Source organism: Cupriavidus sp. CPT47-8839-RL05A, from assembly GCF_058792255.1.
In genome coordinates this window covers 277,926-295,022 of the sequence record NZ_JBYTEG010000004.1, presented here as the reverse complement: position 1 = coordinate 295,022, position 17,097 = coordinate 277,926, and the positions used below count along the sequence as shown (strand labels likewise).

The window sequence follows — 17,097 nt, the reverse complement described above, 5'->3', positions numbered from 1 at the left end:
GTCATTCGGTTGCTTGCCTTCTCGCCTATATTGAACTCTGCCCGGCATCGCCTTATGCGTTGCACGGGCGGACTGCGGGTAACGGAGGGAGGGCGCCATGAAGATCGCGAGCATCGAAGCCATCGTCCTGCGCATTCCGTTCACGGTGGGCGGCGTTTCCGCCGCGGGCGTCTGGGGCGGCGCCGGGATGCAGGCCGCCGACTCGCTGCTGCTCAAGGTGACGACCGACGATGGGCTGGTCGGCTGGGGCGAGACCTTCGGCTTCGTGGGGATTCCGGCGGTCAAGGCGGCCATCGAACAGATGCTGGCGCCTGCCTGCATCGGCCGGGACGCAACCCGGATCGATGCCATCGGCCTGGACCTGCAACGCAGGTTCCATGTCTTCGGGCGCAGCGGGGCCATCTTCTACGGGCTGTCCGCGCTCGATATCGCCCTGTGGGACCTTTGCGGCAAAGCGGCCGGGCTGCCCGTTCACCAGCTGCTCGGGGGCGCGCGCCGGGACCGCCTGCCTGCCTATGCCAGCCTGATCCGGTATGCCGATCCCGAAACGATAGCGGTCAATGTCAGGCGCGCCATCGCCGATGGCTACCGGAGCCTGAAGCTGCATGAGGTCGACCTCGCGGTCATCCGCGCCGCCCGCGAAGCGGCGGGCCCGGACATCGAGATCACGCTGGATACGAACTGCCCGTGGCCGCTCCATGAGGCCATCGACATGGCGCGCGCGCTGGAACCCTTGTCGCTACGGTGGCTGGAAGAGCCCCTGTGGCCGCCGGAGAACTACGCCGGACTGGCCGCCCTGCGCCAGCAGTGCGCCATCCCGGTCGCCGCCGGCGAGAATGCCACCACGCTGATGGAGTTCCAGCACCTGCTCAGCGTGGGCGCCGTCGATGTGGTGCAACCCAGCCCGGCCAAGATGGGTGGCATCAGCGCCTTGCGCAACGTCTTTGCGCTGGCCGAGGCGCACAACACGCAAGTGATGGTCCATACCTTCTACGACGGCCCGGGGCTGCTGGCCAGCATGCATGCCACGGCAGCGCTGGGGGATGCCGCGGCCATGATCGAATGGCGCTACTTCGACATGGAGGCGCAGGTGCTTGGCGATGCCGTGGTGCCGCGCGATGGCATGATCGCGGTACCCGCTGGCCCGGGCCTGGGCATCGACCCGGATCCGGAGGTCATCCGGCGCTATCGCGTTGCGTGAGCATCATCCCGGCATCAGAAATCCACCTTCTCCCCCGGCTGCGGCACGATCACGCTTGCCGCGGCGCCAGCGCCCAGCGCCGCCTTGAACGCCTCCGGTGTCCCGCTCAACTGCGGCGAGGTCTGATAGTGGATCGGAATCGCAAAGCGCGGCCGGATCAGGTCGCGCACCGCGATGGCGGCTTCCTGCGGTCCCATGGTGAAATGGCCGCCAATGGGGATCAGCACGAGATCGGGTTTGTAGACCTCGCCGATCAGCCGCATGTCACCGAACAGTCCCGTATCGCCCATGTGCCAGATCTTGAAGCCGTTCTCCAGCTCGATGATGTAGCCGACGGGCTCACCGCCGTAGTGGGTTTCGTCCTTGCCGGTGGCGGGGTTCTTCAGCGCCAGTTCCGACGAGTGCTCGGCATGCACTGCGGTGATTCTGGGGCCGGTCGGGCCAAAGGGCATGACCGTGCCGCTCTTGCCGAAGCGCTGCGCCTGCGCGGCCGGGACCATGCCCAGGCTGACCAGGGCCTGGCCCAGGCCGCCGCCGTTGTAGATCGGCGCGTTGGTCAGCCTGGCCAGGGCGGGGGCATCGCCCAGGTGGTCGCTGTGGGCGTGCGTGACCAGGATCAGGTCGACCTTGCCCAGCGCCGAGAGCTGCTTGAAGCCTGGCGGCGTCTTGGGATTGGTGGTGAGCCATGGGTCGACCACGATGACCTTGCCGCCGGGCGTGGTGATGCGCGTGGCGGCCTGGCCCAGCCACAGCACTTCGGCCTTGCCGGCGGTGGGCTGGCCGGCCGGCATCGGGCGCTGGGCCTCCGCTGGCGGCGTGGGCGCGGCGCAGGCGCCGAGCAGGGCGATGCCGGTGGCGAGGAGAACGGCGCGCAGTCTGGTCATGGTCTTTCTTCCCTGGATGAATTGGCCTGGCAACTTGCAGTACTAGCGGACAAACATGCCCAATCCTTCGTGGTCGTAATACTCCAGCCACACGCGGTCGCTGGAGAACGCCGCCTGCGAGATCGTGCCCGGCGTCGCGTTCTCGCTATTGAGCGTGAAGGTAAAGACGTCGCCGTCCCAGTGGCTCAGCGGCAAGGTGAGAGGGGTGGCGCCCAGCGTCATCACCAGCGTGCCGCCCTGGTCGGTCACCTGCAGCGGACCGTAGTAGTCGTTCTGGTAGGTGCCGGTGTAAGCCGAGAGTGCGCGCGCCGGCAGCGGGTTGGCCGGGGGTGCCTGGCCCACCAGTCGGCCTTCCGGTGCCAGCAGCGGCGCAAGCGCATCGCCGTAGATCTTGCCCCAGTCGCGCCGGATGGCGCCGTACTGCACGAGATCGAAGAATTGTGCGTTCAGGGTTTCCGGGACGCCGATGGGATAGCCATTGGTCAGCGTCACGATGGCCAGGTTCAGCGACGGCACCGCGGTAAAGTTGGTGGCCGCGCCCACCGCGAACGCGCCGGAGTGGCTATAGGAGGTCAGCCCGAGTTCGGTCGTGCCGACATTGAAGCCATAGCCGTAGTAGCCGGCCGGCCGTCCGCTGACGGGCGGACTGCTTTGCATCTGCTGGCCCAGCGCGGGTGCCAGCGCGGCGGCGTCGACGATGCGCTGGCCTGCGAACTCGCCTTTGGCGAGCAGCATCGCCAGCCATTTCGCCATGTCGTTGACGGATGAGCTGACGCCACCGGCGGGCGACTGCGCATCCGGCATCGTGCCCATGCCTTGCACCCAGGCGCCGTTGATCCTGACATGGCCGAGGGCGCGGTTGTCGCGCGCGGCAAAGTCGGCGTAGCGCGAACTGGTGCGCGCCATGCCCAGCGGTTGGTAGATGGCCTGCTCGGACAGCGTGGCCCAGTCGATGCCGGCCGCGGTGGCCACGGCCTCGGCGGCGGCGGTCATGCCAAAGTTGGTGTACGCATAGACCGCCCGGAACGGATGCAGCGGCAGGAAGCGCAGGCGCGTCAGCACCTGCTGGCGGTCGTAGCCCATGTCTTCAAGGCGGTCGCCGGCGTGGTCGGGCAGGCCGGAGCGATGGGCGTAGAGATCGCCAATGGTGACGGCTTCCGTGACTTCCGGTTCCGCGAGCGCGAACCACGGCAGGTGCGCGCGCACCGGCGTATCCCAACTGATGCCGCCGCGGCCGACCTGCCGGGCCACCACGGTTGCCCCGATAGGCTTTGACACCGACGCAAGCTGGAACACAGTGTCGGCATCGACCGGCGCGGGGTCGGTTACCAGCCTGCGGCCAAAGCCTTTGGCGTAAACGGTTTGATTGCCGCGCACCACGGCGACGGCCATGCCCGGCACGCCGGAACTGGCCATCAGGTCAGCGGCCAGCTTGTCGACCTGGGCAATGGCCTGGGTGATCTGGGATTCGGGAACTGGATCGGGCGGTTTGGGCGGATCGTCATCATCCCCGCCGCAGGCGGGCAGGGCAGGGACCAGCAGGCCGCCCAGCGCGGCTCCCAGGAAACGGCGACGCTCTTGCAGTTTGCCCACGGTGGTTCTCCGCAGTTCTTCGGTCAGGCGGCTCGGCCGCGCCCTTGGATAGGAATACTGTAGGCGATAGGGCGGGGAGTGGCGAATGCGAAACGTCTTATCGCAGCACGATGGCGGGAGCGGGAAACTGCAAGCCTCACCGAAGGGTTCGGTGAGCGGGGGTGACAACCCGGCAAAGCAACAATGACCAGGTAAAAAAATCCGCGGGCAGGCCGTTTTCCACGGCGGGCCGGGCGGGGCAGCCTTATGGCTGGCCGGTTTTCCGTCATTGTTGCACCGGCAATGTCACCCCCGTTGTCTGGCCCGCCACCTTCTTCACACTTGGGCAGGCGGGCGTTCTCTAAAGGAGAAAAGCGCGATGCAAATGTCTACTCATCACCCTGCAGATGTCCGGCATATCGTCCCGGCCGGCACCATCGAGTCCTTTGAGCAAATCAGCGCCGGGCTGAGTGCCATCCTGTTGCTGGTTGAAATCGAGAGCGAACGGTCGGAGGGCTGCCACAACGTGTATTCGCTGCTGGCAATGGTGAAGGCGCAGCTGGACCATACGGCGGCAAAGCTGTGCGCGGATGATTGAAGCATTCGCCGCGGCAAAAACAAAAAGCCCGCACTTTCGTACGGGCTTTCTGCTTGAATCTCTGGTGCCCAGGAGAGGACTCGAACCTCCACAGTGTTGCCACCGCTAGGACCTGAACCTAGTGCGTCTACCAATTCCGCCACCTGGGCAAGGTGAGCGCCGGATTTTACAGCGCGCTGCGGATTTTGCAAGCCCCTCGGCCGGCTTTGGCGCAAGAAATCCAGTTGAGCTGCGGTGAGGCCGCTGTTGCTGGTCAATCGGTGGACACGTCAGCGTCGGAAGTGAGGATGTCAAACAGCGCCTTGGCCGCAGGCTGCAACGCCCGGTCGCGACGTCGTATCAGCGCCAGGATACGGTCCACGGCAGGCTCGGTCAGCGCGATGGCGCACAGGCGGGGATGATCGCGTGGCAGTGCCAGGCCCGGCAGCACGGCCATGCCGAGGCGGGCTTCCACCAGCGCCAGCACGCCAACCACGTGGTTGGCTTCGTAATAGATGGTCGGGCGCTGTTCAAGATGGGCGATGGCATTCTCGATCAGGGCGCGATTGCCGCTTTGCCTGGACACGCCGGCCATGCGCTGCCCCGCCAGGTCCGCCCACGCGACCGACTTGCGCTGGGCCCAGGGATGGTCGCGCCGCAACACCAGCCTGTAGGGTTCGATACGGATCGGGCGGAACTCGATATTGGGTTCCTGGGAACCCATGAAGTTGAGCCCGAAGTCCGATTCGCCCGACAGCACGCTGGACAGCACCGCGTTGGCGCTTTCGTCGATCACACGCACGCGCACGCCAGGATGACGGGCGGCAAACACGCTGATGGCTTCGGGCAGCAGATGCACCGCGGCAGACGGTATCGCCGCCACCGTCACCAGCCCGCGCCGGAGCGCGGCTTCGTCACCAAGGCGGAATACGGCGCTGTCGAGAATATCCAGGGCAGTCCGCGCTTCCTCCAGGAACTGCCTGCCGACGTGTGTCATCTCCACGCGGCGGGTGGTGCGCTCCAGCAGGCGTGAGCCGAGCGTCTTTTCAAGCTTGTCGATCCTGCGGCTCAGCGCGGGTTGCGAGATATGCAGGGTCTCGGCGGCCACCCGGAAACTGCCTTTCTCCGCCGTGGCGATAAATGCCTGCAAATCCTCAAGGGCGAAATTGATGCGTGACATGCATGAAACCATCAGAACATTGCAATTCACAGAATAGTGTTACGAGAATACTCTGGCAACGCAGAAGAACGAGGAAGACTGGCGCTCTTGCGGCGCCAGCAACGAGATCACGGAGACGAAAATGAAGCTGACTGCCCTGGCCGCCAGAAAGGCCGCACTGGTTTTCCTGCTATGGCTGGCCGCGCCCGCCTGGGCCGACGATATCCGAGTGATTACCTCGGGTGGTTTCACCGCGGCATACCAGCAACTGGTGCCGCTGTATGAAGCCGCCACGCAGGACCGGATCATCACCGCCTACGGCGCGTCGATGGGCAATGCACCCGATTCCATCCCCAGCCGGCTGGCACGCGGCGAGACCTTCGATGTGGTGATCCTGGCGGACTCGGGTCTCGACAAGCTGATATCGGAGGGCAAGGTGGCAGCGGGCAGCCGGGTGGACCTGGCGCAGTCGCTGATCGGCATGTCGGTCCGCAAGGGCACGCCCAAGCCCGATATCAGCACCGCAGAGGGCTTGAAGCAGACCTTGCTCAACGCTAAATCGATTGCGTATTCAGCCAGCGCCAGCGGAACTTACCTGTCCGGTGAATTGTTCCACCGGCTCGGCGTCGCGGACCAGATCAAGGACAAGGCCCGCAAGATCAACAGCGAGCGCGTCGGCGCCGTGGTGGCCCGTGGCGATGCGGAAATCGGCTTTCAGCAAGTCAGCGAGCTGCTGCCGTTCAGGGAGCTGGATTTCGTCGGCCCGCTGCCAGCCGAACTGCAGCAGCGGGTCTTCTTCTCCGCCGGGATGGTGGCGGGCCACCAGAGCGCGGCGGCTTCGCGGTTTGTTCAGTTCCTGGCGTCCCCGGCGGCAGCCACCATCGTGCGAACGACCGGGCTGGAGCCGGTTGCCACGCCGCTGCCGCCACCGGCGCCGCCGGTTCTGGGGCAGCCGCAAAAACGCTAAGCCGCTTCAATACCGGTTGGCGGCCGCAAAAACAAAAAGCCCGCACTTTCGTGCGGGCTTCTCGCTTTAAAACTTGGTGCCCAGGAGAGGACTCGAACCTCCACAGTGTTGCCACCGCTAGGACCTGAACCTAGTGCGTCTACCAATTCCGCCACCTGGGCAAGGTGAACGGCGCATTTTACCGAAGGTTCACAAATTTGCAAGCACCTCCGGCGGGCACACGCAGCATCGCTGGCCGGACCGCGTTACGGCGATCCGGATGCGCCACGGGCAATCAGAACGACGGCACCATCGCGCCCTTGTACTGGGCCTTCATGAACTGGCGCACGTCTTCAGACTGGTACGCTGCCACCAGCTTCTTGACCCACGGCTTGTCCTTGTCCTGCGTGCGCACGACGATGATGTTGGCGTACGGGCTGTGGATGTCTTCCAGCGCGATCGCGTCCTTGGTCGGCTGCAGGCCGGCGGCGAGCGCATAGTTGGTGTTGATCACGGCGGCGCTGACGTCGGGCAGGGCACGGGCCAGCTGGGCTGCATCCAGTTCCACGAGCTTCAGCTTCTTCGGGTTCTCGGCCACGTCCAGCGGGGTGGCATTGACACCATTGGTGCCGGCGCCCGCCTTCAGCTTGATCACACCTTGCGACTGGAGCAGCAGCAGGGCGCGGTTTTCATTGGACGGGTCGTTGGGCACGGCCACCTTGGCGCCTTGCGGCAGGTCCTTCGGCGACTTCAGGTTCTTCGCGTAGATACCGAGCGGCGAGATATAGGTGTAGCCCACGCTCTGCATCTTGTAGCCGCGCTGCTTGACCTGGCTGTCCAGGTAGGGCTGGTGCTGGAAGCTGTTGGCGTCCAGGTCGCCGGCATCCAGTGCGGCATTGGGCTGCACGTAGTCGTTGAACTCGACGACCTTGACGTTCAGGCCATTGCGCTTGGCCACCTTCTGGACGACTTGCCAGACTTCGGCATCGGGGCCGCTGACGGTGCCGACGCGGATGGTCTGTTCCTGGGCCGAGACGCTGCCGGCGGCGATAAGACCAAGGGCGGACACTGCAACCGCCAGACGCTTGATGAGAGACGTGCTGCGCATAGGAGTTCTGGAAATATTCTGGTTATGTGGCGAGTGAGACAGTCGCCTGGGCAGGGATCGCCTGACCGGGGCGAGGGCCACAGATTAACGCAATTGCGTTCAGATGGCGCAGCGGGAATGAATCTGGCGTCTATTTCTTTTTCATATGCTTATGAATCTAAATGACGCCAGATTGACGGCATTAAATGCTTCTGTGCCACGGCTTAGTCTGCAAAGGCTTCGCGCAATGTCCGCAAGGTGTCTGCCACGAGCCTGTCACTCAGGCCGCCGGCCCGCCTGACCAGCCGGGACTTGTCCACGGTCCGGAGCTGGTCCAGCAGGATCAGGCCAGTTTTGCGCTGAAAAGTTACCGGGACACGAAACGGTGCCGGCCTGCTGCCGGTAGTCATTGGCGCCACGGTGACGGTGCGCAGGTAGTCGTGCATCTCCGGCGGCGAGAGGATGACGCAGGGGCGCGTTTTCTCGATCTCGCTGCCGACGGTCGGGTCAAGCGCAACCAGCCAGACGTCGCCGCGCGCTACCATTTCAGCTCCGCGTCGTCGGTGTTGGGGAAATCGCCCAGTACCAGGCCGTCGTCACCGGCCGCGGCGATGGCCTGGCTGGCTTCCGCCCAGCCTTGCCGCGGTGCTTGCTTGGGGCGCCGGAGCACCAGCGCGTCATTCACGATTTCCATTTCCACTTCATTCTCCAGACCTAGCTGTGCCAGGATTGCCTTGGGGATCAGGACACCTTGTGAGTTGCCCATCTTGCGGATCGTCGCTTTCATGCTTGTCCCTCATGGTGGTGAGCAGTGTTGACGTAAGCACAATGTTATTACAGCGCGGGCGTCAAGGAAACAGGCAAGCGCGATGCCGCATGGAAATGTGACATCCTGGCGACGCCAGGGGAACGCGAATCGTCCGAAGACTCCCGCACCGCCGGCGCCACTGGCTCAGCCGGCCACCGCCCCATATCCCTGGCCCTTCCACTCGATAAAGCACAAGCCATGGCCGAACGGGTCCGACAGCCTTGCCTGCCGTCCCCAGTCAAAATCCTGCGGCCAGTCCTCGATCTCGGCGCCGGCTTCCAGCGCGCGTTCGATGGCCTGTTCCAGGTTGGCCACGACGAAGTCGAGGTGGACCGGGGTCCAGTGGCGGCGGTAGTCGCGCCGGGTATCGGCGCGGGTGGTGGGGCGGGTGCCGGCGGGCTTGGCGAGCAGGTAGATGGGGGTGTTGCCGCCCAGCATTTCGGCAACGGTGCCGTCGAACAGCTTGCGGTTCAGCCTCAGGCCAAGCCCCTGCGCGTAGAAGTCGATGCCGCGCGGCAAATCGTCGACATCGATATTGATCAGCAACTCCATGACAGCCTCCTGGCGGCGTTCCGTGTGAGAGCGGCCGCATTGTGCGCCGGGTCTCCTGACAACTGCTGTCAGGAGTGATGTTTCAGCCGGCCAGGCAGGTGCCAGGAACGGCGCGCTAGCCGCGCAACAGCTCCCGCACCACCGGGCGCAGCGCGTCGCCGAGTGCCAGGTGCGCGTCGGCATCCAGGTGCACGCCGTCGACCTCGCTGCTCTGGATCACGGTGCCGGCGTCGAACTGCGGACAGCCCAGTTGCGTGCAGACCTCGGCCACGGCTTGCGGCAGGCCCGTCCACTTATGTTCGCCGCCGGCAAACTTGGGCGCCAGCGGCCCGCGCGGGGTGCGGATCGGGGGTGGGGTGACGACCAGCACCGGCGGCACCGGCATGCCCGGCTCGATCGGCGCGCTGCGGATCGCCTGCACCAGCGTGGCGATGCCCTGGGCGGCGTGCCAGGCGTTGTGCGGGTGCATCGACTGGAAATCGTTGTTGCCCAGCATCAGGACCACCAGCGCCAGCGGCGCGTGGATTTCAATGCGCTGCGCCAGCCCCTGCAGGCCGTTGCGGCCGGGTTTGAATGGGTCGTCCCAGACCGTGCGGCGGCCGTTCAGGCAGTCTTCGATGACGCGCACCGGGGCGCCGCCGTCGGCGTTCAGGCCCAGCTCCAGCCGGCCGGGCCAGCGCACCGGGAAGGGCAGGCGCCGGCGCGTGCCGGGCACGATGCCCCATGACAGCGAGTCGGCGTAGACAAGGATCTGCAGGGGATCGGTTTCGGCCAGCGGCGCGGCGGTCATGCGGGACTCCAGTTGGCGTGGATATTGGTCGATAAAGGGCAATGGTCCGTGTCAAGCCATGTTGCACCGCGCAGACAAAAAGGTCTCCCGAATACGCGGAGACTTCATAATATCGACTTACTGACGATCGGGAGAATGAAGTTGCGTTTCGAGCACTTGGTTGAGATCAACGATCCAGGCAATCCTCAACTGGATCCGCTGACGCCTGACCAGCTGTGGCAAGGGCTGGTGCTGCGCGCCGAGTCGCCCGAACTCTTCGTGCTGGGGCTGGACCGCGCCGAGGTAGTCGGCCGCGGCGACAACTGGATCGATCGCGTGCTGCATTTTGGCGAGGCGTCGATCCATGACCATGTGGTGTTCGAGCCGCGCCGGCAGGTGCGCTATGAAACCGCGGCCACGGCCGAGCATGCCGGCGGCACGCTGACCATGGCGATCGAGACCCCGGGCCCGGGCGCGCTGCTGCTGCGCTTTGTCTACAACACCACCATGCCGGCGGTCGACGCCAGCGGCGATGACCGCTATGCCGAGATCGTCAAGTCTGCCTACCACGAGGCCGATATCGACACCGTGCGCAAGATCCGCGAGATCGCTGACACCGGACGGCTGGGGTGAGCGAGGGTCCCGCCACGCCGGAGGGTTCCGGCCAGCGGCCGGGTCTGCCGACCCGGCTGGCGCTGCGTGCGCGCTACGGCGAGCGGCTGCGCTGGCTGGTGCTGGTGACGCTGATGCTGGGCACGATCTCGTCGATCGTCTCGTCCACCATCATCAACGTAGCGATTCCGGACCTGAGCCGGCATTTCGTGCTGGGGCAGGAGCGCGCGCAATGGGTGGCGGCCAGCTTCATGATTGCGATGACGCTGTCGATGCTGCTGACGCCCTGGCTGCTGAACCGCTACGGGCTGCGCCGCACCTTCCTGGGGGCCTCGCTGCTGCTGGGCGCGGGCGGGCTCTTTGGCGGCTTTTCACCGACCTACGGAGTGATGATCGCGATGCGCGTGGCCGAAGGCGTCGCCGCGGGCATCATGCAGCCGCTGCCCAATATCCTGATCCTGCGCGTGTTCGAAGAGCGCGAGCAGGGCAAGGCGATCAGCATGTTCGGCTTTGGCGTGGTGCTGGCGCCGGCGCTCGGGCCCAGCCTGGGCGGCTTCCTGGTCGAGGCCTTCGGCTGGCGCTCGATCTTCTTCGTGGTGGTGCCGCTGACGCTGATCGGCGTGCTGATGGCGCGGCGCTTCATGGCGGTGGACTCGATCATGATGGGCGAGCGCCAGCCGCTGGACTGGCGCGGGCTGGGCCTGGCCGGCATTGCCACGGTCAGCCTGCTCAACGGCGTGGTCGAGATGCGCGACAGCGTGCCCGCGGGCCTGGCGCTTTTGGGCTTCGGCGTGCTGATGCTGGCGGCGTTCGTGCTGTGGCAGCTACGCGCGGCGCATCCGCTGATGAATCTGCGGCTCTACAGCTACCGGCAGTTCGCTGCCGGCGCGGTGGTGGCCTTTATCTACGGCGCGGGGCTGTTCGGCTCGACCTACCTGCTGCCGGTCTATATGCAGATGGCGCTGGAATACACGCCGTCGCGCGCGGGCCTGGTGCTGTTCCCGGCGGGCGTGATGCTGGCGCTGACGATTGCCGTATCGGGGCGCTTCACCCACAAGATCGCGCCGCATATCCAGGTGTCGTTCGGGCTGGCGCTGCTGTCGCTGTCGTTCCTGCTGATGGCGCTGGGCTCGCGCTCCACGCCATATCTGGTACTGGTGGCGCTGGCGGTGCTGGGGCGGATCGGGCTGGGCTGCATCCTGCCGTCGCTGACGCTGGGGGCAATGCGGGGAGTGGACTTCACGCTGATCGCGCAGGGCTCGAGCTGCATCAACTTCCTGCGCCAGCTGGGCGGCGCCATCGGCGTGAGCCTGGCGGGCGTGGGCCTGCAATGGCGGCTGGCGGAGCACGGCGCGGTGCTGGGCCAGGCCGGCGACGCCGCCGTGCAGGCGGCGCGCATCCGTGCCTTCGATGAAACCTTCCTGGCCGTGGGCGTGGTGATTGCCAGCGCGATGATCGCGGCGTGGCGGATCCGGCCGCGGCCGGTGCCGGCGGCCTGAGGCCGCCGGGCCTGGCTGCGCCGGCTCAGCTGGCTGCGCCGCTGCGCAGTTCTTCCACCAGTGCGATGTACTGCTCCATCGCCTGTTCGCGCGCGGTGCCGCGCAGGGCTTCCCAGGCTTCAAACTTGTAGCGGCCGACAAAGTCGGTCATGCCGGGCTTGTCGCCGTGGGCATCGCCTTCGCTGCCTTGCTTGAACAGGGCGTACAGGCGCAGCAGGGACATGTTGCTGGGGCGCTCGCTCAGTTGCTTGACGTTGATCTGGGCCTGGTCGAAGCGTGCCTGCAGGTCGCTCATGGGGGTTCCTCCGTGTGTGCTGTCTGGATTGCGAAAGTGCAGGCCGATGATAGCCGCCCGGCGGCGCCGCGCCGTCCGTATAAAACCGAAGAAGCCCTCGATTCCGGGCGTCACCGGATACAATCGCGCCATGTCCTGGATTCTTGCTGTTGAAACTTCTACAGAGTGGTGCTCGGTCGCGCTCGGACGTGCGGTGCCCGGTGCCGGAGTCGAGTGCCTGGTGCGCCATGAGCACACTGGTGCACGCTCGTCGGCACGCGTGCTGCCGGCTGCCGGCGAGCTGCTGGCCGAAGCCGGCATCGCGCTGGCGGACTGCGCCGCGATTGCCTTTGGCGCCGGCCCGGGCTCGTTCACCGGCCTGCGCACCGCCTGCGGCGTGGCGCAGGGGCTGGCCTTCGGCGCCGGGCTGCCGGTGGTTCCGGTCAATACCCTGATGACCTGCGCCGAGCGCGCGCGCGCCGCTACTCCGGCGCTGCCGGACGACACCGCGGTGCTGGTGGCGCTGGATGCGCGCATGGATGAAGCCTATTCCGCTGCTTTCCGCTGGCATGCCAGCGCGCGGGAATGGGCACAAGTCACGCCGATGCAGGTCAGCGCGCCGGAAACCGTGCCGCTGCCCGACGGCGAATACTGGCTGGCCGGCAACGCCTCGACGGTGTTCGGCGAGCGGCTGGCGGGCCTGGCGCGCGCCGCGCGCGTGCTGCCGGAGGCGATGCCCGACGCGCAGCCGATGGTCGCGATTGCACTGCGCGCACTGGCGCGCGGCGAGGCCATCGACGCCGACCAGGCCATGCCGATCTACTTGCGCGACAAGGTCGCCCAGACCATCGCCGAACGCGAAGCCGCCGCTGCCGCCCGTGCCGCGGCCCAGGCCGGGAGCGCATCGTGAGTGCAGCCTATCCGCTCGATCCCCGCAACCACTGGCCGACCGTGCCGGCCATGCCGGTGCTGCCGGACGGCTGGGCGCTGGGCCGCATGAGCGCGCTCGACCTGGCGGCCGTGGCGGGCATCGAGGCACGTGCCTACAGCCATCCGTGGACCCGCGGCAATTTCGAGAACTCGGTCAAGTCCGGGCATCTCGGCCTGACGCTGCGCGACCCGGCCGGCACGCTGGTGGCCTACGCCGTGCTGATGCCGGTGGTCGATGAAATGCACCTGCTCAATATCACCGTCGAGCCGCGGCGCCAGCGCCAGGGGCTGGGGCGGCTGATGCTGGCGGTGGTGCTGGCCACCTCGCACGCGCACCGCATCCATACCATGCTGCTGGAAGTGCGGCCGTCCAATACCGGCGCGATCGCGCTGTACCAGGCGGCGGGGTTTGCCGAGATCGGGCGCCGCAAGGGCTATTACCCGGCCCTGGGCAGCAAGCGCGAGGACGCGCTGGTGCTGCGCCGCAGCTGGCCGGCCGAGTCCGCCGCCAATGAAGGCACGGAGGGCAGGGCATGAGCCGCCGCGCACAGTTCCTGGAAGTCCTGGGCATCCCGACCGAATGGGTGCCGCGCGAGCGCGCGGATGCGCAGGCAGAGGCGGCGCCGGAGGTGGCCGTGGCGCAGGCAGCGATGCCTGTGGCGGAGGCGCCTGTGGCCGAGGTTGCCGCGGTGGTTGCCGCCCCGGCTGCGGAACCCGCCGTGCCGGTGCCGGCGCCAGTGGCGCCGCCGGTCTCCCGGGCGCCGGTTGCGCCTGCTCTGGTTCCCGCTGGCCCGGAACCCGGCTCGGCGCAAGCAGACCGCGAAGCCGTCATCGCCAGCATGGAATGGCCGGCGCTGGACGCCGCCGTGGCCGGCTGCACCGCGTGCGGCCTGTGCCAGAACCGCACCAATACCGTATTCGGCGTGGGCGACCGCCAGGCCGAATGGATGCTGGTGGGCGAAGCCCCCGGCGAGAACGAAGACCTGCAGGGCGAGCCCTTCGTGGGCCAGGCCGGCAAGCTGCTCGACAATATGCTCGGCGCGCTCGGGCTGGCGCGCGGGCGCAATGTGTTTATCGCCAACGTGCTCAAGTGCCGCCCGCCCGGCAACCGCAACCCGGAGCCCGAGGAGGTGGCGCAGTGCGAGCCGTTCCTGCGCCGCCAGATCGCGCTGGTGAAGCCCAGGGTGATCGTGGTCCTGGGCCGCTTTGCGGCGCAGTCGCTGCTGCGCACCGCCACCCCGATCGGCAAGCTGCGCGGCACCGTACATAGCTATGAAGGCATCCCCGTGGTGGTGACCTACCATCCGGCTTACCTGCTGCGCACCCTGACCGACAAGGCGCGCGCCTGGGAAGACCTGTGCCTGGCCAGGGAGGTCCATGACCGTGCGGGAGCTGGGGCCTGATCTCTCCCTGACCAGCGGCGGCGACGGCAACAGGCCGTCGGGCCCGCCACTGTGGCGCCGCGCTGCGTCGGCGCGCACGCGCGACCTGGCCTGGACCACGCTCTCGCCGCCGCTGCTGGCGGCGGTGCCGGGCGCGGCCCCGGCGCGCTGGCCCGCCGGCACGCTGGCCGCCTGGCAACACTGGCTGGAAGCCGCTGACCCCGCCACGCTGCCCGCCACCATCGACGAACTGGCCGACGGCCACGCCGCCCCCTCCGCCGACGATCCCGACCAGGACCCCGCCAGCCGCAGCCTGCGCCTGGGCCGCCATGCCGAGCGGCTGCTGCATTTTGCGCTGCGCCATATGCAGGGGCTGTCGCTGCTGGCCGCCAACGTGCCGGTGCGGCGCGCCGGGCGGCAGGGTATCCGCACGCTGGGCGAACTGGACTTTATCTGGCGCGAGCAGGCGTCGGGCGCGGTGGTCCACTGGGAGATGGCGGCCAAGTTCTACCTGATGGCGCCTGGCGACAGCCAGGTGGCGCGGGCGCAGGATTTCGTCGGCCCGAACCTGGTCGACCGCCTTGGCGACAAGCTGGGCCACATCGTGCACCGCCAGCTCCCCCTTGGCTGCACCGCGGAGGCACAGGCCCTGCTGGGACATATGGTGGACCGCAGCGAGGTCTACCTGCTGGGCTGGCTGTTCTATCGCGATGGCCGGGTGCCGCCGGGGCTGGATGCGCTGGGCATCGCGCCAGACCATTTGCACGGCTGGTGGTCCACGCTCGATGACTGGGCCGCCCGCGCTGCCGCGCGGCCCGGCTTGCGCTGGTGCCGCCTGCCGCGTACCGGCTGGCTGTCGGGCGCGCTGGTGCCCGAATCCGGCACGGAAGAAGTCGGCGCGCTGCGCGCGATGCTGGCGCAGCGCTTTGCCGACCCGCGCCATGACCACGGCTGGCGGCGCGAATCGCCGGTGATGCTGTGCGAACTGGAACCGGCCGGGCCGGAGGCGCCGGGCTGGTGGCGCGAATGCTCGCGCGGGTTCGTGGTGCCACCGGGGTGGGAGGAGCGGGCGCTGGCGCGGGCGGCGGAGCCGCCAAGGCCAGGGCCGCAGGCCGCGCAGGACGCGGCCTGACACTCGCTGCGCCGGCTAGTGGTGCTTGTCCTCGCCGATCATCGCCAGCGAGTTGAAGGTGCGCGCGTTGTACTTGTGCAGCTTGAGCACCAGCGCCATGGTCACGCAGATAAACAGGCCCAGTGCGACGATGACCACGCCGATCGGCACGTTCAGCTTGATCAGCAGCGCATACAGGCACAGCATCAGCAGCACCGAGACGTTCTCATTGAAGTTCTGCACCGCGATGGAGTGGCCGGCCGACAGCAGCACGTGCCCGCGGTGCTGCAGCAGCGCGTTCATCGGCACCACGAAGTAGCCCGACATGGCGCCCACCACCATCAGGAATACATAGGCGATGGCCATGTACAGCGGCATATGCATGCCCAGCACGTCCAGCGTGACATTGGGCATCGCATCCTTGGTGTAGAACGCCATGATCATCACGGTGGCGCCCATGGCCACGCCAAAGGGCAGCACCGACAGCGACTTGCGCAGCGGGATGCGCGCCGCGGCCAGGATCGCGCCCACGGCCACGCCCACGGCCACCACGGCCTGCAGCAGCGCGCCCTGGGACAGGTTCAGGCCCAGCGATTTCTCGGCCCACTTCAGCACGATGAACTGCAGCGTGGCGCCCACGCCCCAGAACAGCGTGGTCACCGCCAGCGAGATCTGGCCCAGCTTGTCGCGCCACAGCGCCACGAAGCAGTCGCCGAACTCGGCGATCAGCCTGATCGGGTTCTTTTCCTGCGCCGGATAGCGGGCGCCGGTATCGGGGATAAACAGGTTGAAGATCGAGGCGACCACGTAGAACAGCATGATCACCACCATCGCGGCCTCGGCCGGGGTGTCGATCCCGGTGTTCAGGAACGGCACATCCAGTTGCAGCAGCATGCCTGACACGTGCACGGAAATCAGCGCGCCGCCGACCACGGTGCCCAGGATGATCGAGCCCACCGTCAGGCCTTCGATCCAGCCGTTGGCCAGCACCAGTTTCTCCGGCGGCAGCAGCTCGGTCAGGATGCCGTACTTGGCCGGCGAGTACGCCGCCGCGCCGAATCCCACCACGCCATACGCCAGCAGCGGGTGCAGCCCGAACATCATGATGGCGCAGCCGACCACCTTGATGGCGTTGGTGATGAGCATCACCCGCCCCTTGGGCATGGAATCGGCAAAGGCGCCGACGAAGGCGGCGAGAACGACGTAGGAAAGAACGAAGAACAGCTTGAGCAGCGGAGTCATCCACTGCGGGGAATGCAATTCGGTGAGAAGGGCGATGGCGGCGATCAGTAAGGCATTGTCGGCCAGCGAAGAAAAAAACTGCGCGGCCATGATGGTGTAAAAACCCTTCTTCATGCTGTCGACTTTTTCTCCATCGCGAGCTCCGCTCAGGTTGGCCAGGCTGGCGCCCACCGGGGAGGCCATGGTTTGCAGGGAACCTTGTGCCGCGGCCGTGTCGAATTGTGTCTGTGGTGCTGCGCTGCGGCGCCTTGAGGCTTGCCTGACAGTCATTGACATAATGCTTCGCTTTTAGAACATGGCCGGAGCGTCCGGCTTTATATCACGAAAACATGACATTCCCGAACCCCGGCAAGGGCTCTTTTTGACAGCGGATTGCCGCGCCGATTCCCCAATGACCCCCGGCAACGGCATCTGAATGTGTTCAAATAACGACTGCGATCGCGACCAGCCGACCGGGTCTTCCCTGATCTGGTGCGTGGTCGAACCGATATG

General features: G+C 66.8%; 19 protein-coding genes and 2 tRNA genes. 9 read left to right on the top strand and 12 right to left on the bottom strand.

Annotated elements, in window-relative coordinates:
- Window positions 1–97 precede the first annotated feature (97 nt).
- Window positions 98–1,201, top strand: coding sequence for a mandelate racemase/muconate lactonizing enzyme family protein (locus AC3WVS_RS06630; protein WP_492317897.1), 1,104 nt, complete (start codon window positions 98–100; stop codon window positions 1,199–1,201).
- 14 nt (window positions 1,202–1,215) lie between these two features.
- Here the strand turns inward: AC3WVS_RS06630 and AC3WVS_RS06625 are convergent, their stop codons facing one another.
- Together AC3WVS_RS06625 and AC3WVS_RS06620 are read right to left on the bottom strand one after the other, a co-directional pair.
- The gene (locus AC3WVS_RS06625) at window positions 1,216–2,085 is read right to left on the bottom strand and encodes a metal-dependent hydrolase (RefSeq protein WP_492317896.1); all 870 of its coding nucleotides are present in this window, start codon (window positions 2,083–2,085) and stop codon (window positions 1,216–1,218) included.
- A 42-nt stretch (window positions 2,086–2,127) separates the two neighbouring features.
- Entirely contained in the window at window positions 2,128–3,678 is a 1,551-nt protein-coding gene (locus AC3WVS_RS06620) for a serine hydrolase (protein WP_492317895.1), read from the bottom strand.
- Between the two features lie 364 nt (window positions 3,679–4,042).
- Here AC3WVS_RS06620 and AC3WVS_RS06615 point away from each other — a divergent pair, with 364 nt between their 5' ends.
- The gene (locus AC3WVS_RS06615) at window positions 4,043–4,255 is read left to right on the top strand and encodes a hypothetical protein (protein WP_492317894.1); all 213 of its coding nucleotides are present in this window, start codon (window positions 4,043–4,045) and stop codon (window positions 4,253–4,255) included.
- A gap of 62 nt (window positions 4,256–4,317) precedes the next feature.
- Here AC3WVS_RS06615 and AC3WVS_RS06610 read toward each other — a convergent pair.
- Both AC3WVS_RS06610 and AC3WVS_RS06605 read right to left on the bottom strand, forming a co-directional pair.
- Window positions 4,318–4,404: transfer RNA gene (locus tag AC3WVS_RS06610), tRNA-Leu, on the bottom strand.
- 104 nt (window positions 4,405–4,508) lie between these two features.
- Window positions 4,509–5,414: a LysR family transcriptional regulator gene (locus AC3WVS_RS06605; protein WP_492317893.1), complete on the bottom strand. Its 906-nt coding sequence runs from the start codon at window positions 5,412–5,414 to the stop codon at window positions 4,509–4,511.
- A gap of 121 nt (window positions 5,415–5,535) precedes the next feature.
- Here AC3WVS_RS06605 and AC3WVS_RS06600 point away from each other — a divergent pair, with 121 nt between their 5' ends.
- Window positions 5,536–6,360, top strand: a complete 825-nt coding sequence (locus AC3WVS_RS06600; protein WP_492317892.1) for a substrate-binding domain-containing protein — start codon at window positions 5,536–5,538, stop codon at window positions 6,358–6,360.
- A gap of 74 nt (window positions 6,361–6,434) precedes the next feature.
- On the opposite strand, the gene AC3WVS_RS06595 is transcribed toward AC3WVS_RS06600, so the two are convergent.
- From AC3WVS_RS06595 to AC3WVS_RS06570, 6 genes are all read right to left on the bottom strand, one after another.
- Window positions 6,435–6,521, bottom strand: a tRNA-Leu gene (locus AC3WVS_RS06595).
- 113 nt (window positions 6,522–6,634) lie between these two features.
- Window positions 6,635–7,447 (bottom strand): MetQ/NlpA family ABC transporter substrate-binding protein, encoded by an 813-nt coding sequence (locus AC3WVS_RS06590; RefSeq protein ID WP_492317891.1) that lies wholly within the window; start codon window positions 7,445–7,447, stop codon window positions 6,635–6,637.
- 203 nt (window positions 7,448–7,650) lie between these two features.
- Window positions 7,651–7,971, bottom strand: coding sequence for a type II toxin-antitoxin system PemK/MazF family toxin (locus AC3WVS_RS06585; protein WP_492317890.1), 321 nt, complete (start codon window positions 7,969–7,971; stop codon window positions 7,651–7,653).
- Window positions 7,965–8,213 carry an AbrB/MazE/SpoVT family DNA-binding domain-containing protein gene (locus AC3WVS_RS06580; RefSeq protein ID WP_492317889.1) on the bottom strand — a complete coding sequence of 83 codons (249 nt, stop codon included), beginning with the start codon at window positions 8,211–8,213 and terminating at the stop codon, window positions 7,965–7,967. The genes AC3WVS_RS06585 and AC3WVS_RS06580 overlap by 7 nt, the downstream gene beginning before the upstream one ends.
- A 165-nt stretch (window positions 8,214–8,378) precedes the next feature.
- On the bottom strand, window positions 8,379–8,786 hold the full coding sequence (locus AC3WVS_RS06575) for a VOC family protein (protein ID WP_010810622.1): 408 nt from the start codon (window positions 8,784–8,786) through the stop codon (window positions 8,379–8,381).
- A 115-nt stretch (window positions 8,787–8,901) separates the two neighbouring features.
- Complete coding sequence (locus tag AC3WVS_RS06570; protein WP_492317888.1) at window positions 8,902–9,576, bottom strand: SGNH/GDSL hydrolase family protein; 675 nt, start codon at window positions 9,574–9,576, stop codon at window positions 8,902–8,904.
- A gap of 135 nt (window positions 9,577–9,711) precedes the next feature.
- Between AC3WVS_RS06570 and AC3WVS_RS06565 the strand changes: the two genes are divergently transcribed.
- A complete protein-coding gene (locus AC3WVS_RS06565) occupies window positions 9,712–10,188 on the top strand; it encodes an SRPBCC family protein (RefSeq protein ID WP_010810624.1) in 477 nt (158 codons plus the stop codon).
- Window positions 10,185–11,666, top strand: coding sequence for a DHA2 family efflux MFS transporter permease subunit (locus AC3WVS_RS06560; RefSeq protein ID WP_492317887.1), 1,482 nt, complete (start codon window positions 10,185–10,187; stop codon window positions 11,664–11,666). The genes AC3WVS_RS06565 and AC3WVS_RS06560 overlap by 4 nt, the downstream gene beginning before the upstream one ends.
- 25 nt (window positions 11,667–11,691) lie before the next feature.
- On the opposite strand, the gene AC3WVS_RS06555 is transcribed toward AC3WVS_RS06560, so the two are convergent.
- On the bottom strand, window positions 11,692–11,961 hold the full coding sequence (locus AC3WVS_RS06555) for an acyl-CoA-binding protein (protein WP_492317886.1): 270 nt from the start codon (window positions 11,959–11,961) through the stop codon (window positions 11,692–11,694).
- Between the two features lie 130 nt (window positions 11,962–12,091).
- Between AC3WVS_RS06555 and tsaB the strand changes: the two genes are divergently transcribed.
- Genes tsaB through AC3WVS_RS06535 form a run of 4 tightly spaced genes read left to right on the top strand, consistent with a single transcriptional unit; the run spans window position 12,092 to window position 15,384 of the window.
- Window positions 12,092–12,850, top strand: coding sequence for a tRNA (adenosine(37)-N6)-threonylcarbamoyltransferase complex dimerization subunit type 1 TsaB (tsaB, locus tag AC3WVS_RS06550; protein WP_492317885.1), 759 nt, complete (start codon window positions 12,092–12,094; stop codon window positions 12,848–12,850).
- Window positions 12,847–13,407: a ribosomal protein S18-alanine N-acetyltransferase gene (rimI, locus tag AC3WVS_RS06545; protein ID WP_492317884.1), complete on the top strand. Its 561-nt coding sequence runs from the start codon at window positions 12,847–12,849 to the stop codon at window positions 13,405–13,407. Before tsaB ends, rimI begins: the two co-directional genes overlap by 4 nt.
- Window positions 13,404–14,273, top strand: a complete 870-nt coding sequence (locus AC3WVS_RS06540) for a uracil-DNA glycosylase (RefSeq protein ID WP_492317883.1) — start codon at window positions 13,404–13,406, stop codon at window positions 14,271–14,273. The genes rimI and AC3WVS_RS06540 overlap by 4 nt, the downstream gene beginning before the upstream one ends.
- Complete coding sequence (locus AC3WVS_RS06535; RefSeq protein WP_492317882.1) at window positions 14,248–15,384, top strand: DUF1853 family protein; 1,137 nt, start codon at window positions 14,248–14,250, stop codon at window positions 15,382–15,384. The genes AC3WVS_RS06540 and AC3WVS_RS06535 overlap by 26 nt, the downstream gene beginning before the upstream one ends.
- Window positions 15,385–15,399: 15 nt before the next feature.
- On the opposite strand, the gene lplT is transcribed toward AC3WVS_RS06535, so the two are convergent.
- Window positions 15,400–16,719: a lysophospholipid transporter LplT gene (gene lplT, locus AC3WVS_RS06530; RefSeq protein ID WP_492317881.1), complete on the bottom strand. Its 1,320-nt coding sequence runs from the start codon at window positions 16,717–16,719 to the stop codon at window positions 15,400–15,402.
- Window positions 16,720–17,097 lie beyond the last annotated feature (378 nt).

Bases quoted from the DNA above. Each gene is read 5' to 3' on its own strand.
- AC3WVS_RS06600 (WP_492317892.1), top strand. From the start codon at position 5,536: ATGAAGCTGACTGCCCTGGCCGCCAGAAAGGCCGCACTGGTTTTCCTG.
- tsaB (WP_492317885.1), top strand. From the start codon at position 12,092: ATGTCCTGGATTCTTGCTGTTGAAACTTCTACAGAGTGGTGCTCGGTC.
- AC3WVS_RS06580 (WP_492317889.1), bottom strand. From the start codon at position 8,213: ATGAAAGCGACGATCCGCAAGATGGGCAACTCACAAGGTGTCCTGATC.
- AC3WVS_RS06625 (WP_492317896.1), bottom strand. From the start codon at position 2,085: ATGACCAGACTGCGCGCCGTTCTCCTCGCCACCGGCATCGCCCTGCTC.
- AC3WVS_RS06555 (WP_492317886.1), bottom strand. From the start codon at position 11,961: ATGAGCGACCTGCAGGCACGCTTCGACCAGGCCCAGATCAACGTCAAG.
- AC3WVS_RS06605 (WP_492317893.1), bottom strand. From the start codon at position 5,414: ATGTCACGCATCAATTTCGCCCTTGAGGATTTGCAGGCATTTATCGCC.
- AC3WVS_RS06585 (WP_492317890.1), bottom strand. From the start codon at position 7,971: ATGGTAGCGCGCGGCGACGTCTGGCTGGTTGCGCTTGACCCGACCGTC.
- lplT (WP_492317881.1), bottom strand. From the start codon at position 16,719: ATGAAGAAGGGTTTTTACACCATCATGGCCGCGCAGTTTTTTTCTTCG.
- AC3WVS_RS06535 (WP_492317882.1), top strand. From the start codon at position 14,248: ATGACCGTGCGGGAGCTGGGGCCTGATCTCTCCCTGACCAGCGGCGGC.
- AC3WVS_RS06575 (WP_010810622.1), bottom strand. From the start codon at position 8,786: ATGGAGTTGCTGATCAATATCGATGTCGACGATTTGCCGCGCGGCATC.
- AC3WVS_RS06565 (WP_010810624.1), top strand. From the start codon at position 9,712: ATGAAGTTGCGTTTCGAGCACTTGGTTGAGATCAACGATCCAGGCAAT.
- AC3WVS_RS06615 (WP_492317894.1), top strand. From the start codon at position 4,043: ATGTCTACTCATCACCCTGCAGATGTCCGGCATATCGTCCCGGCCGGC.
- AC3WVS_RS06540 (WP_492317883.1), top strand. From the start codon at position 13,404: ATGAGCCGCCGCGCACAGTTCCTGGAAGTCCTGGGCATCCCGACCGAA.
- AC3WVS_RS06590 (WP_492317891.1), bottom strand. From the start codon at position 7,447: ATGCGCAGCACGTCTCTCATCAAGCGTCTGGCGGTTGCAGTGTCCGCC.
- AC3WVS_RS06630 (WP_492317897.1), top strand. From the start codon at position 98: ATGAAGATCGCGAGCATCGAAGCCATCGTCCTGCGCATTCCGTTCACG.
- AC3WVS_RS06570 (WP_492317888.1), bottom strand. From the start codon at position 9,576: ATGACCGCCGCGCCGCTGGCCGAAACCGATCCCCTGCAGATCCTTGTC.